This is a genomic window from Sphaerobacter sp. (genome assembly GCF_019683595.1).
GTDB lineage: Bacteria > Chloroflexota > Chloroflexia > Thermomicrobiales > Thermomicrobiaceae > Sphaerobacter.
This window is the reverse complement of the sequence record NZ_JADGHZ010000094.1, coordinates 1-13,720: the sequence shown is the minus strand read 5'-3', so window position 1 is coordinate 13,720 and position 13,720 is coordinate 1. Positions and strand designations below refer to the sequence as shown.

Here is a 13,720-nt window from a genome sequence, read left to right as displayed (position 1 = left end):
GAACTCGAGCTGGCCCAGGGCGGCGATGTCGAGTTGGAGGTGCGGGGCGGGCGGGCGCTCCGGGTAGGTCAGGGCGTACTGGATCGGCAGGCGCATGTCGGGCACGGCGAGGTGGGCGATGACCGAGCCGTCGGCGAAGCTGACCAGCGCGTGGACGATGCTCTGGGGATGGATCACGGTATCGATCCGCTCGTAGGGCAGGTCGAAGAGCCAGTGGGCTTCGATGACCTCCAGGCCCTTGTTCATCAGGGTGGCGGAGTCGACGGTGACTTTGCTCCCCATGCGCCATGTGGGGTGCGCCATCGCCTGTTCGACGGTGACCGTGGCAAGCTCAGCCGCGGGGGTGTCGCGGAAGGGGCCACCGGAGGCGGTCAGGGTGACCCGATCGACTTCGGACTCCTGGTGCCGAACGCTGAGGCACTGCCAGACGGCGCTGTGCTCGCTGTCGACGGGGCGGATTTCGACGCCGCGGCGGCGGGCTTCCTCGATCAGGATCTCCCCGGCACAGACGATGGCTTCCTTGTTCGCCAGCGCGATCGTCTTGCCGCGACGGATGGCTTCCAGTGTCGGGCGGATGGCGCTGTGGCCCGAGGTGGCCACGACGACGATGTCGGCCTCCGGCATGGTCGCGACCGCTTCCAGCCCCTCGGCGCCGGACAGCACCTCCGGTGCCTGGATGGTGCGCGGGTCGCAGCCGTCGGCGACCGAGACGAGGCGGGGGTGGTAGCGGTTCACCTGCTCCTGGAGCAGCTCGGCGTTGTGCCCGGCGGCCAGCGCCACCACTTCGAAGCGGTCAGGGAGGTGGTCAACGACGGCCAGCGTCTGGCGGCCGATAGATCCGGTAGAGCCGAGGATCGCGATGCGTTGCCGCATATCGACAGAACCTCTCTACAGCAGCCGGGCCAGATAGTACGCGACCGGGAGCGCGAAGAGGAGGGCGTCGATGCGATCGAGGAAGCCGCCGTGTCCGGGGATCACGTGCCCCATGTCCTTGATGCCCAGGCTGCGCTTGATGAGCGACTCACCCAGGTCGCCGACCTGACCGACGGCGGCGAGCACGAGGCCCACCGCGCCCGCGGTGTACCAGGCCACCGGCACGCCGAACAGGGCGGCGGCGGCGATGCCGGTCAGTGCGCCGGCCGCGAGGCCGGCCGCGGCGCCGACGCGGGTCTTGCCGGGGCTGACCGTCGGGATGAGCTTCGTCGTCCCGTAGGCGCGCCCGATCAGGTAGGCCGCGGTGTCGGTCAGCCAGGTGACGGAGAGGGCGAGGCCGAACCAGGCGAGCCCGCGGCCGGTGCCGTCTGAGCCGAGCAGGTCGACGAGATGGTTGACCCAGCCGCGGGTGGCGTCACCGGGCAGCGCCCGCAGGGCGACGAAGTGGGCGATCGGGAGCGCCACGTAGAGCGTGCCGGCCAGCGTCAGCGCCCAGTCCTGGAGCCCTGGAATGGGCTGGGGGCGGAAGACGGCAATGGCCAGTGTGCCGAGCACGCCGGCGGTGAGCAGCCCCGCCAGGAACGAGGGGGATGCCTCGAACGTCACCGCGGCGATGAGGAGGGCGGTGAACGTGAGCGCGGCCGTGCGGAGCGGTCGGGTGCCGTTCGCTTCGAGAGCGCGCATCAACTCGACGACGGAGAGCAGGCCGAGGGCCAGCAAGACCGCCGCGAAGATGTACCCGCCGATAAACGCAGGGACGGCGGCGACCAGGACGATGAGGACGGCACTGCGAGAGCGCTGCCGCAACATGGCCGTCTGCCCGGACTAGCCGGCAGCGCGGCCGGGGGTGGCCGGTGCGATGCCACCGAACCGCCGCTCGCGATGGCAGTAGTCGTCGACGGCGCGCTCGAGGTCTTCCGGGCCAAAGTCCGGCCAGAGGACCGGGGTGAAGTGATACTCGGCGTACGCTGCCTGCCAGAGGAAGAAGTTGCTCGTGCGCTGCTCGCCGGACGTGCGGATGATGAGATCCGGTTCCGGGAGGTCGGCGGTGTAGAGGTAGCGATCGACCAGCTCCTCGGTCACGTCCTCCGGGCGGACGCCGTCGGCGATCATACGGCGGATCGCCTGGATGATCTCGGCGCGCCCTCCGTAGTTGAAGGCCAGGGTGAGGACGATACGGTCGTTGTTGCGGGTGAGGGCGATAGCGTCGCGTACCGCTTGCTGCAACTCAGGGTCGAGGCCGTCGAGACTGCCGATATGGCGGAGCTGGGCCCCGTTGCGGTGCAATTCGGCGGTCTCGCGCTCGATCGAGCGGGCCAGGATCTGGAGGATACCCTCGACCTCCTCCTTGGGGCGCCGCCAGTTCTCGGTGGAGAAGGCCCACAGCGTGAGGTACTTGATGCCGAGCTCGGCCGCGTGGGTGGTGACGCGGCGGATGTTCTCGGTCCCGGCCTCGTGCCCGGCGATCCGGGGCAGGCCGCGGCGCGTCGCCCAGCGTCCGTTGCCGTCCATGATGATGGCGACGTGGCGCGGCACGACACGCTCCGGCGACGCGGGCGTCGCCGGGTCTGTCATGGGCGCCACGGCCGCGCCGTTGTCAGACTTCGAGGACCTCGGCCTCTTTGTTCTTGCCAATCTTGTCCGCCTCGTTGATGTAGCGGTTCGTGAGCTCCTGGACCTGTTGCTCGGCGCGGCGCTCATCGTCTTCGCCGATGAGCTTCTCCTGGAGGAGCTCCTTCACCTGCGCCAGGGCGTCGCGCCGGATGTTCCGAATCGCGACCCGGCTCTCCTCCACCTTTTGCCGCACGACCCGGACCAGAGCCTTGCGACGCTCTTCGGTCAGCGGCGGGATGGCGATACGGATGACCTGGCCATCGTTCGTCGGGTTGAGTCCGAGTTCGGAGCTGCGGATGGCCTTCTCGATGGCGGCCATGGCGCTCCGATCCCACGGCTGCACGACGAGGAGCCGCGGCTCGGGCGCACTGATCCCTGCCACCTGATTCAGCGGGGTCGGCGTACCGTAGTAGTCGATCTCCAGGCGCTCGATCAAGCCAGGCGAGGCGCGGCCGGTTCGGATACCGGCCAGTTCGCGCTGGAGGTTGTCGAGGGTCTTCGTCATGCGGTCTTCGGCATCGGCAAGTACATCCTCGATCACGCTGGCCTCCTGCGTTGTGTGACCACGCCCGCCTCGTGGCGGCGCGCATCAGGCGTGCGCGCGGCGCTCAGCAGACGAGGGTTCCGACCTCGTGGCCGAGCGCCGCGCGTTCGATGTTGCCAGGGCGATTCAAGTCGAAGACGATGACCGGCAGGTCGTTCTCCCGGCAGAGGGCGAGAGCTGACTGATCCATGACCCGCAAATGACGCTCGAGTGCCTCCTGGTGGGAGATCACATCGTAGCGGGTGGCGTTCGGGTTGATGTTGGGATCGTCGTCGTACACCCCGTCGACGTTGTTCTTCCCCATGAGGATGACCTCGGCGCCGATCTCGACCGCGCGCAGGGCGGCTGCGGTATCGGTGGTGAAGTAGGGGTTACCCGTGCCGCCGGCGAGGATGACGACACGGCCCTTCTCCATATGCCGGATGGCGCGGCGCCGGATGTACGGCTCGGCGATCTGGTGCATCTCCACCGCGGTCTGCACACGGGTCTGGACGCTCTGGTGTTCGAGCGCGTCCTGGAGCGCCAGCGCGTTGATGACGGTGGCCAACATGCCCATGTAGTCTGCCGTGGCGCGATCCATCCCCCGCGAGCTGGCGGCCAGCCCGCGCCAGATGTTCCCACCGCCGACGACGATCGCGATCTGGACGCCGTCGGCGGCGACGCGTGCGATCTCCGCAGCCAGACGCTGGACCACGGCCGGGTCGATCCCGTACCCGGCGCTGCCCATGAGGGCCTCGCCCGACAGCTTCAACACGATACGCCGGTAGCGGCGTCGCTGACAGGTTCCGGGACCGGATTCGCCTGCTCCCACGGCTCGTGCCCCTACTCTTCGCCGGCCGCCCCGGTGCCGACGCCCAATTCGAACCGCGCGAAGCGGCGCACCACGATGTTCTCGCCCAGCCGGGCGATGTAGTCCTTGACGAGATCCCTGATGGTCCGCTTCGGATCCTTGATGAAGGCCTGCTCCAGCAGGACCGCCTGCTTCAGGAAGAGGTCGCGGTCGCCGTACTCGCGCTCGCCCTCCGCGAGGACATCGGCCGGGACGTCCTCGACGCTGACGTAGCGCGGGTTCATGGCCGCAACCTGCATGGCAATGTCGTGGGCCAGATCCTGGAACTCCTGGGTGCGGGCCACGAAGTCGGTCTCGCAGTTCACCTCGACGAGTGCGCCGATCCGTCCGCCGCCATGGATGTAGGCCTTGACCAGCCCCTGCGAGGCGACGCGGTTGGCCTTCTTCTCAGCACGGTCGAGCCCGCGCTGCCGCAGGATCGCGGCGGCCTTGTCCATGTCGCCCTCGGACTCTTCGAGCGCGCGCTTGGCATCCATGATGCCAGCCCCCGTGCGCTCCCGCAGCTCCTTGACCATCTGAGTGGTGATCTGCACAGGTCCTCCTCGTGGATGTACGTGGCGTCCGGTGTTCGGCGCAAGACATGACTCGGCCGGCGCACGCGCCGGCCGACGGAGACAACTCTACCTCAGCGGCGCGACGAGGGTGCCTCGGTCTCGGCCTCCAACTCCTCCTCGTCCTCCAGCGGCTCTTCCTCGTCGATGGAGTAGTCGGGCAGCTCCTCCTCCGGCTCCTCACCGACGCCCGGCTCGCCGGCCATCGTGCTCTCCAGCTCGGTGCGCCCTTCGATCAGGGCGTCCGCGATCCGAGAGGTGATCAGCCGGACCGACCGGATCGCATCGTCGTTGGCGGGGATGACGTAGTCGATCAGATCCGGATCACAGTTGGTGTCCACCATCGCGATGATGGGGATGCCCAGGCGCCGCGCCTCGGCGACGGCAATGCTCTCCCGCTTCGGGTCGACGACGAAGATCGCGGCGGGGAGCTGCGTCATGTCACGCATACCGCCGAGGGACTGGCGGAGCTTTTCGAGCTCGCGGCGCTTGCGGATTGCCTCCTGCTTGGGCAGAGTGTCGAGTTCACCCGCTGCCGCCTGGCGCTCGAGCTCCTTCAGGTACCGGAGCCGCGAGCGGATGGTGACGAAGTTGGTCAGGGTGCCACCCAGCCAGCGGCGGTTGACGTAGAACATGCCGCTGCGCTCGGCCGCATTCTTGACGGCTTCCTGCGCTTGCTTCTTGGTGCCGACGAAGATCACACGCCCGCCGCGAGCGGCGAGGTCACGCGCGAAGTCCTGGGCTTCTTCGAGCAGACGGACCGTCTGCTGCAAGTCGATGATGTGGATGCCATGGCGCTCGGTGAAGATGTAGGGGCGCATTTTGGGATTCCAGCGCTTGGTCTGGTGACCGAAGTGGACCCCTGCCTCCAGCAGCGCCTTCATGCTGACTCGGGTGGCTTCGGTATCGGCTGCGGTGACCAATGGTCTATCCTTCCTGGTGTTAGGGCGTCCGTACCCTTCATCCCGGCCGAGGACCGCATTCGCGGCACACCACGGTCGGTCCGGGCACGTGTGAATTTGGCGGCTGATACCGCCGACGCTCAGTATAGCACAGGCCGATTTCCGCACTCAATCGGCTGCGCTGCGCGTTGGAGGCGAGCCGCGTCAGTTACTGGGCCGGCTCAATGAAGTCCTCAACGACGTACCCCTCGAGGCCGTCGCCCTCGACGGGCCACCAGGTGTAGCCGTCGGCCGTGACCGACTCACCGGTGATGGTGAGCTCCGTTCCCTCTTCGAGCGTCGCGATCAGTTCGCCGCTGGTGCTGGGGCTATCGCGCAGGTTCACGCCGGCGCCGTCGGTGTTGGCGACGACGACGGTGGCGCCCTTGGCGATCGTCCCGCCGGACTGCGAGGGGGTCACCTCCGTCGTCGGCAGCGGTCGCGGCGTGCTGACGGCGCCGGTGCCGGCGCCGGGCGTGGCGCCCACCACGACCGTTGGGACGGTATTCGCGCCCGCGTTGTTCCCGGCCTCGTCGTCACCGCCGAGGAGCGACTGAAGGAGGAACCAGACGAAGCCGAGCATGAGAATGACCCCGACTACCGGGACGGCGATCCGCAGGTAGTCGGTCCAGTAGCGCTCCTCGCTGTAGTAGGTGAACTGGCGCTCGCTCCCGCTGGAAAAGGGCGAGCGGGAGCGATCGTGGGTGGAGGGGCGCTGAAACTCGTCATCGTCGTCGAAGTCGCCGGGACGTCCGCTGCCGGGGTACTGATGCATCTCGCCTCCTCTACCGGAACGGGCGCCGCTGCTGGGCGGCGGCACGAAGTTCAAGGGCGCGACGTGGGGTTCGAACGTCGGCGTGGGATTGGGGTTGGTCAGGTCCGCGTCGGTATCCGGGGGCGGGGTGACGCCGGCGACGCCTGGCGGTGCGTCGATCGGCTCCCAGTAATTACCCATGCCCCGATCGCAGTCCAGATCGTCTTCACCAACGAGATGGCTCTGCTGGGGCGAGTAGAGCAGTGGGTTCCGGCACCAACCCTTGCGCCAAATCGGCGCTGGCTCGTAGTGCTTGCATGTGCTGCACTTCCGTACGGTCATGGCCCCCCCTTGCGCCGGGTGTCGTCACGGAACCGCCAGGGGCGTGAGGCACAAACAGAGAGCGCGCAGGGAAAGCGATACCCTGGCCGAGGCTGCTCCTGAGTTACCCCCAGCCGGCGGGGCCATTATAGCACGGGCTTTCGCGGTGTCGCAGTGCCGGTGTGGGCCGCGAGGGCGTCACTCTTCCTTCGCGCGCTGGGCACCCGGTGATGTCTCGGCGTCCGAGGACTCCCCGGTTTCACCCGCGAAGCGGCGCAACACGCTCGGTACGCCATCGTCCGCGGCCGACTCGCCCGCCGAACTCGTGGCCACCGAGCCGACCTCCATGTGCAGCTCGCCCTCGAAGATGGCGCCCTCGTTGATGACCAGGGACTCGGTCGTGACCGTGGCGCGGACGCGGCCGGTCGGCATGATTTGCAGTTTGCCGCGGCAGTTGATCTGACCCTGCACGTCCCCGGCGACCGTGACGTGGGCGGCCTCGATGGTGGCGTCGACGTCGGCCCCCTCGGCGATGTAGACCAATCCCTGGCAGCGCAGGGTGCCCCGCATGTGTCCCTCAATGCGGAGGTCGCGCTCGGAGGCGAAGGTGCCCTCGACGGTCGAGTGGCGGTCGATCAGGCTGTAGGCCTCGGGCATCTGGGTGCTCCCCGCCTCGCCAAAGCCGGAGCTTGACCCGCCTGGACGAAACGACATCGGCCTCCTCCTCCCAACAGGGCGGTCCGGCGGGCCTAGCGGCCCGAGCGACGCGACTTGGTGCTCTGACTGGACGTCGAGTACTGGACGGCGCCCCCGCTCTCCATGGTCAGCTTCCCGCTCAGCCGGGCGCCCTCGTGCACGACGAGCTTGGGCGCCTTAACGTCACCGGACACGTGGCCCTGCGGCAGAACCTCGAGCCGGGTGCGCGCCTCGATCGTGCCGCGAACCAGCCCGGCAACGACCACGTTGTCGGCGAAGATCCCTGCGTCCACCTGGGCGCCTTCGGCCACGTAGAGGTCGTGGGTCGCATGCAGCTCGCCATCGGCCCGCCCGTGAACGTGGAGCGACCCTTCGGTGCGCAGCGTGCCGTTCCAGTGCGCGTTACCGGCGATCACGCTGGTGTTGCTGTCCGGCGTTTGCCAGGTGCCTCGCGGGGTCGAGCCCATCGTCGCGGCGGTGGCAATCTGGGTCGTCCCGGTGGTCTCCGCCGGACGGGACGTGCTGAACGAGGTATCCGCCGTCTCCCGTCCCTCGCGGGCGGACGCGCTGAACTGCGAGGTATCCTGAGACTCGCTGTGACGGAACTCGTCGGTCTGCGACTCGGTCTCCGTCTGCAACTGCTGGCGCAGGCTGGAGATCTGCCGCTGGAACGACTCGCTACGGTTCTCTTTCCGGAAGATCATGGTCCTTCCTCCCGGCATCAGCCAGTCGAGCGTCGCGGTCACGAGGCGGGACGTGGGCGCAACCGTCGCCGTCCACAGCCATCCGGGATGGGGTGCGCCGATGCCGGGCTGCGGATCGCGCGTTCGAAACCACCACCCACGGAGATGACTGACCCATCGCGAAACGAAACTCTCCGAATCCGGGTCGTGGCCGAATGTGTGCGCAACACTGCGCCAGATCTCGCTTCTCGGTCGAACTACCATCGGCCCCACTCTCCAACGATTGTACTATGGGCGCTCGAGGGCCGCACAGCGCGGCCACGGTGGACGCCGGACGCCGGTTGTTAGCGACAGTATATAGTGTACGTACACGTTTGTCTAGCAGGCACGGCGCGCATTCTGCGGCGCTCATGCTGTCGGGCCATCTGTCGAGGGCCGACGCATCCCTCGGGAGCACTGCCACGTAGATCAGGTATGCTTGATAGCCGTGCGCCCGGTGGACGGGCAACCGGGCTCGAGTCGTGCGTGAATGGGTAGATAAGGCGCATGGACCACGGGCACTCAGGGGGTGACGACGGGCCGGGAGCCGGAGCTTTCATCGCGATCCTGGTGGGCTTCAAGCTCTGGACACTACTGCTGATCCTGCTGGTCGCCACGTCGTGGGGCACAGTCGGGTTCCTCGCTGCGACCCACGTGCTGTGGATCGTGGTGGGGATGGTCGCGCTCTCGGGACCCGCGGTCCTGTGGTACCGGCTCATCCGCATGCGCCGTCGCCGGCGGGAGTTGCTGCGAGCCGAGTGGGAAGTCGGGGATACCCAGCGAACTCGGCACTAGGACCGCATACGGGTGTCCTCGCGTGACGGTGTCCGCCTGCGCGGCGCCGGCCGCAGCGGGGCGGCGGTCGACGGCATCGGCGGAGCCCGCGTCGGAACCACCCCACCGCTCGGGATGACAGCGGGGCACGGGCGGAAGCTGAGCCGCGACGAGGGCTTCGCCACCCGAGGACGTCTGGAATGCAACAGCCCGGGGTGAATGCCCTCGGGCTGCTCGTCTCTTCATCGGGTGGTACGCCCGGCAGGATTCGAACCTGCGGCCTTTTGCTCCGGAGGCAAACGCTCTATCCACTGAGCTACGGGCGCCTGCCAACGCAGCAGTCAGTATACCACGGCGGGCGCCTGGGCGGCAATCGGCCGCGTGCGGCGCCCGCCGGTCGTCGGGGCGTCGCCCCACTCGTCCGTCCACGGCTCCGTATCGCGAGTCGGGGTGAATCGACCCCGGATCATCCGCCCTCGGGCGCTCCCCTACTCCGGGGAGGCCGGCTCGGTGCCCATCATCCCGCTGGTGTCGTCCCACGCGGGCATCGCGGGGCCATGCGAGGCGAGGATGATCTCTCCATCTTCCCAGACCGGATCCTCGGCGAGGTGCGCGCGCATTCGGCGGTACATCGCATCCTGCTCAGGAGACGCCGCGTTGGCCATATAGCTCTCGCGGTCCTGGAATATCGCGACCAGGAGGTACTCCCCAGGGTGCTTCTCGGACTCGAAGATGTAGTCGGCGACGTACCCTTTGATCCGCCTGCCGCGGTCGCGGTCGTACTCCTTGCTCAGATCGAGGAGTGCCTGCATCTCACCCGGCTTCGGCCGGATACGGGCGACTGTCCCGAACATCGCATGTCTCCCTCGTGCGATCGGAGCGCCCGTGCCACGCCCCGCTCCACTGCTCCCAGGAACCGGCTCGGTGGCCGGTGGGGGCACGTGCCCGCTGGCCGGTAGGTGCTCCGCAGAGCGTCCGTCCAGCGGCCCACCGCAGCGCCACGGCTGCCGCGCGACATGTACCGCGATCCGCCATGCACAGTGTATAACGTGAGACTAACTATCGCGATGATTCTGACAGGACCGTCAGGGCGGTCGGCGTGGGGCGCCTCAATCAGGGATTGCTGGCCGCGGTGGCCGTGCCGGGACGCAGGAGCCCCGCGCGGAGATCCTGCTCGACCAGGTCGGCGACCACGTTGCCGATGCGGACGCTGTAGTTGGTGCCGCGGTCTTCTGGATAGATCTGGGCCGTGTTGGCCAGGTAGAGGCCGGGTAGGGGCGTGCGGTGTTCCGGGATCCGGGCGGAGTAGTTCTTGGTGATGATCGGCTGGGCGGCGTACTCGCGGAAGACCCAGTAGCGCTCGACCCAGTCGGGGCTGAACGCCGGGTTGATCCGTTGCAGGTAGGGGACGTACTCCGCGAAGAGCTGGTCGTCGGGCGTCGTCAGGTACGGGTGGTTGTGCTCGACGTACTTGCTGACGTAGATCAAGTGGCGTCCCTGGTAGTGCTCGGGGCCGATGAAGTTGGTGTGCTCGATGATGCCGGTGAAGGGAACCGACGGATCACCGATATTGAGCCAGTAGATATGTGACAGCGGGCGGGTGGTCTGGAGCAGCATGGTGACCGCGGCCTGATAGACGGCGCCCGTCAGTTTGGCCTTGTAGTCCTCCGGCAGGTCTGGGAAGAGCTTGGCGAGGATCGGCGAGGGGACGGTCGCCACGATCACGTCGCAGGTGACCTCTTCGCCTTCGCTCGTCCGCACGAGCCACTCGTTGTCGCGTCGCTCCAGCCGGTCGGTGCCGACGCCGACCTTGATCGTCGCGCCCTGCTCGGCGATCACCTCCGCGAGCCGGTCGATCAAGGTGTTGAAGCTGCCCCGGATGTAGCCCAGCTTCTCCTTGGCCAGGAGCGAGGGCCGGGACTGGGTGCGGAGGTAGATCTTGTTCCAGAACCAGACCATCGCCACCTGATCGTAGCGAGGGCCGAACTTTGCCCGGAGTTGCGCGCCCCAGACGCGGTCGAACGCGCGCTGGCCGACCGCACGTCGCAGCCACTCGGCGGCGGTCACGTGCTCGAAGCGCCGCCAGTCGCGCAGCTTCTGCAGGTACAGGGTCGTGAAGCCGACGCGCAGCCGGTCGATCAGCGGGATGCAGCCCAGGCGGAGCAGGTCGAATGCTCCGGAGAGCGGGTAGATCTTGCCGTCGGCAAAGAAGCCAACCGGAGACGGCAGCCAAATAAGGTCGTCGCCGATGCCGATCTCGTTCATGAGCTGCACGATGTCGTGGTCGCTCATGAAGAGGTGGTGGTAGAAGTACTCGATTGCGGTACCGAGGACCGGGAAGGCGGCGGCCTGTCCACCAAGGCGTGGGCCACGCTCCCAGAGGGTGACCTGGTGGCCGCGCTGGGCGAAGCGGTAGGCCGCGGTAAGACCGGCGATGCCGCCGCCGATCACACCGACGCGGAGGCGGGGCGGACCGGCGGCCGGGCTCATGGCCGCGTGCCTTTCCTGGCCGGGACGCTCTGCCGCCCCTGACCGCGCAGCCGTGCGAAGAGGCGCTGGATCTCGCCGTTCTCCCAGGCAACCACGATCTGGCTGGCGTTGAAGATCGACGAGTAGGTTCCGGCCACGATCCCAACGAGCAGCACGAGCACAAAGGTCTTGGTCGTCTCACCCCCGAAGAGGTAGAGCGCGGCGAGCGGGAGAATCGTGGTGAACGAGGTGTTGATCGAGCGGACCAGGGTCTGCACCACGCTGTAGTTGACCGTCTCCTCGAAGGTCGAACCGACCTTGTGCGCCAGGTTCTCGCGGATTCGGTCGAACACGACGATGGTGTCGTGCACGGAGAAGCCGATGACGGTCAGGGTGGCCGTGATGAACAGCGCATCGACCTCCATCCCGCGCAGCCAGCCGAGAATCGAGACCATACCAAGCAAGATGGCCACGTCGTGCAGCATCGCGATGATGGCGGCGGTGCCGTAGAGGAACGGGCTCTGGGTGTTGCGGAACGCGAACGCGATGTAGAGCAGGATCCCGACGGACGCCAGGGCTACCGCGATGATGGCCCGGTTGCGGATCTCAGTACCGAGCGTCGGGCCGACCGACTCCAGGCGCAATTCGGTCACCTGCCCGAACTGGTTCTGAAGGGCGGTCAGCAATTGATTCTTGGCCTCGGAGCCCTGCTGGATCTCCTTGGTCCGGATCAGCACGACGTTGTCTTCGGAGGTCTGGACCATGGCGCCGGGATAGCCGTTGTCGGCGAGCACCTGCTGGACCTCGCCCGGTTGCACCGGTTGGCTCATCTGGAGCTCCCACAGGGTGCCGCCCGTGAAGTCGATGCTCACGCGCAGGCCGTTGACGGCCAGGGAGATCAGCCCCGGCAGGATCACCAGCGCCGAGAGCAGGAACCACCAGTAGCGCTTACCAACGATATCGATCATGGGTCAACTGCATCCTCGCCGTGCCCCGGTATGCCCGGGGGCATCGATCGGGCCGCTGGTGCTCATCATCGGCTGGCCGTCCGCCCGGCCGGCGGGATGGGCGCCGATTCGACCCCGAACCACCATTCGTTGTGGAAGAACCCGCGGGTGAGCATCACGCGCAGCAGGGTGCGGGTGACCGTAATGGCGCTGAACATGCTGACCGCCACCCCGATGAAGAGCGTGAGGGCGAATCCCTGGATGATGCTGGCGCCGGTATACCGCCCGAACCAGTACAGGATCACGCAGGTGATCATCGTCGAGATGTTCGAGTCGCGGATCGACGGCCAGGCATGATCGAACCCGGCTTCGATGGCGCGCCGCACCGGGATGCCCCGTCGCAACTCCTCTTTCATGCGCGAGAAGATCAGCACGTTGGCGTCGACCGCCATCCCGATCGACAAGATGAACCCCGCGATGCCGGCCAGGGTCAGCACGACCGGGATCGACTTGAAGAGGGCGAAGACGATCGCGCTGTAGACCATCAAGGCCACGACCGAGAGGACGCCGGGCACGCGGTAGAAGAGGATCATGAAGAGGGCGACCAGCCCCAGTCCCACGATACCGGCCACGATGCTCTTGTCGATCGAGTCCTGGCCCAGGGTCGGGCCGACGGTGCGGCTCTGCACCACTTCCAGCGGCACGGCCAGGGCACCCGACTTGAGCTGGAGCGCCAGCGCGTTGACCTCGGTGGCCGGCATCCCCTGGATCACCCCCTGGTCCCGGATGGGGTTCCGGATCTCGGCGGTGCTGATGACCCGCTTGTCGACCACGATCGACATCGGCTGGCCGATGTGAGTGCTGGTGAAGTCGTAGAACTTCTGCGCGGCCTCAGGCTTCAGCTCGAAGCCGACGACCAATGCACCGGTCTGGGGGTCGGTGGTGGGGTAAGCGTCCTTCAGGTCCGCCCCGGTGACGATCGTCTCGTAGACAGGACCGCTCGGCTCCGGCGTCGCTTGGGCCTCGGTCCCGGCCGCGCCATCAGCGCCGGGGGTAGCTTCCGGCGTTGCACTCGGTGTGGCGCCGGGCGTGGCTGCCGGGCTGCCCGTGCCGACCGAGTCAGCCGGTCCCAGCGTGGTGTTTACCAGGGTACCCTCGGGGAGGTACTGCCCGTTGGGGTTGATGATCTCCAGGAGTGCGGTCTCCTTGAGGATGTTGACGGCGGCTTCGGGATCCTTCACGCCGGGCAGTTCGACCACGATCTGGTCGTCACCGCGGGTCTGGATCAGCGGCTCGCTGACTCCGAGCGCGTTGACGCGTCGCTCGATCGTGTCACGCGTGCCGAGGAGTGCGTCACGGCTGACCGACTGCCCGGCCGGCGGCTGGGCCTGGAGGATGACTTGCAGGCCGCCCTGGAGGTCGAGCCCTTCATGGACGGTGATGCGGTCGCCCTTCCAGTTGAACGGATCGAGTACGCCGTCGGGGAGGTCAATCCAGACTGCGCCCAGCGTGAGCAGGATGATGAGGATCAACGCGACACCCGGTTTGATCCGCACGGTGAAAACTCCTTAGTCGCTGGGCGCTGCGGTCTGGCCCCGGCATTC

Annotated in this window: 15 protein-coding genes and 1 tRNA gene; 1 reads left to right on the top strand and 15 read right to left on the bottom strand. The window is 67.4% G+C overall.

The genetic code is table 11. From position 1 onward, the window contains the following. The 10 genes from dxr to IRZ30_RS10875 form a co-directional block, all read right to left on the bottom strand. The coding region (dxr, locus tag IRZ30_RS10920; protein WP_294085117.1) for a 1-deoxy-D-xylulose-5-phosphate reductoisomerase at positions 1–873 on the bottom strand (873 nt) is incomplete at its 3' end. Positions 874–888: 15 nt separating this feature from the next. Then, positions 889–1,743 carry a phosphatidate cytidylyltransferase gene (locus IRZ30_RS10915; protein WP_294085115.1) on the bottom strand — a complete coding sequence of 285 codons (855 nt, stop codon included), beginning with the start codon at positions 1,741–1,743 and terminating at the stop codon, positions 889–891. Positions 1,744–1,758: 15 nt separating this feature from the next. After that, a complete protein-coding gene (locus IRZ30_RS10910) occupies positions 1,759–2,508 on the bottom strand; it encodes an isoprenyl transferase (protein ID WP_294085119.1) in 750 nt (249 codons plus the stop codon). A 22-nt stretch (positions 2,509–2,530) separates the two neighbouring features. After that, on the bottom strand, positions 2,531–3,088 hold the full coding sequence (gene frr / locus IRZ30_RS10905) for a ribosome recycling factor (RefSeq protein ID WP_294085114.1): 558 nt from the start codon (positions 3,086–3,088) through the stop codon (positions 2,531–2,533). A gap of 67 nt (positions 3,089–3,155) precedes the next feature. Further along, on the bottom strand, positions 3,156–3,902 hold the full coding sequence (gene pyrH, locus IRZ30_RS10900) for a UMP kinase (protein ID WP_294085113.1): 747 nt from the start codon (positions 3,900–3,902) through the stop codon (positions 3,156–3,158). A gap of 11 nt (positions 3,903–3,913) precedes the next feature. Next, the gene (tsf, locus tag IRZ30_RS10895; protein WP_294085112.1) at positions 3,914–4,474 is read right to left on the bottom strand and encodes a translation elongation factor Ts; all 561 of its coding nucleotides are present in this window, start codon (positions 4,472–4,474) and stop codon (positions 3,914–3,916) included. Between the two features lie 92 nt (positions 4,475–4,566). Then, on the bottom strand, positions 4,567–5,376 hold the full coding sequence (rpsB, locus tag IRZ30_RS10890; RefSeq protein WP_294085118.1) for a 30S ribosomal protein S2: 810 nt from the start codon (positions 5,374–5,376) through the stop codon (positions 4,567–4,569). Between the two features lie 226 nt (positions 5,377–5,602). Beyond that, positions 5,603–6,529, bottom strand: a complete 927-nt coding sequence (locus IRZ30_RS10885; protein WP_294085111.1) for an SH3 domain-containing protein — start codon at positions 6,527–6,529, stop codon at positions 5,603–5,605. 177 nt (positions 6,530–6,706) lie between these two features. Next, entirely contained in the window at positions 6,707–7,222 is a 516-nt protein-coding gene (locus IRZ30_RS10880; RefSeq protein WP_294085110.1) for a polymer-forming cytoskeletal protein, read from the bottom strand. Between the two features lie 35 nt (positions 7,223–7,257). Then, positions 7,258–7,908 (bottom strand): polymer-forming cytoskeletal protein, encoded by a 651-nt coding sequence (locus tag IRZ30_RS10875; RefSeq protein WP_294085109.1) that lies wholly within the window; start codon positions 7,906–7,908, stop codon positions 7,258–7,260. A 525-nt stretch (positions 7,909–8,433) separates the two neighbouring features. Here IRZ30_RS10875 and IRZ30_RS10870 point away from each other — a divergent pair. After that, a complete protein-coding gene (locus IRZ30_RS10870; RefSeq protein WP_294085107.1) occupies positions 8,434–8,721 on the top strand; it encodes a hypothetical protein in 288 nt (95 codons plus the stop codon). Positions 8,722–8,950: 229 nt separating this feature from the next. Here IRZ30_RS10870 and IRZ30_RS10865 read toward each other — a convergent pair. From IRZ30_RS10865 to secD, 5 genes are all read right to left on the bottom strand, one after another. Continuing rightward, positions 8,951–9,026 (bottom strand) — tRNA-Arg (locus IRZ30_RS10865). A gap of 162 nt (positions 9,027–9,188) precedes the next feature. Next, a complete protein-coding gene (locus tag IRZ30_RS10860) occupies positions 9,189–9,554 on the bottom strand; it encodes an antibiotic biosynthesis monooxygenase family protein (RefSeq protein WP_294085105.1) in 366 nt (121 codons plus the stop codon). Between the two features lie 259 nt (positions 9,555–9,813). After that, positions 9,814–11,190 carry an NAD(P)/FAD-dependent oxidoreductase gene (locus IRZ30_RS10855; protein ID WP_294085103.1) on the bottom strand — a complete coding sequence of 459 codons (1,377 nt, stop codon included), beginning with the start codon at positions 11,188–11,190 and terminating at the stop codon, positions 9,814–9,816. Next, positions 11,187–12,137 (bottom strand): protein translocase subunit SecF, encoded by a 951-nt coding sequence (gene secF / locus IRZ30_RS10850; protein WP_294085102.1) that lies wholly within the window; start codon positions 12,135–12,137, stop codon positions 11,187–11,189. The genes IRZ30_RS10855 and secF overlap by 4 nt, the downstream gene beginning before the upstream one ends. A gap of 65 nt (positions 12,138–12,202) precedes the next feature. Continuing rightward, the gene (gene secD, locus IRZ30_RS10845) at positions 12,203–13,672 is read right to left on the bottom strand and encodes a protein translocase subunit SecD (RefSeq protein ID WP_294085101.1); all 1,470 of its coding nucleotides are present in this window, start codon (positions 13,670–13,672) and stop codon (positions 12,203–12,205) included. Positions 13,673–13,720: the final 48 nt, after the last annotated feature.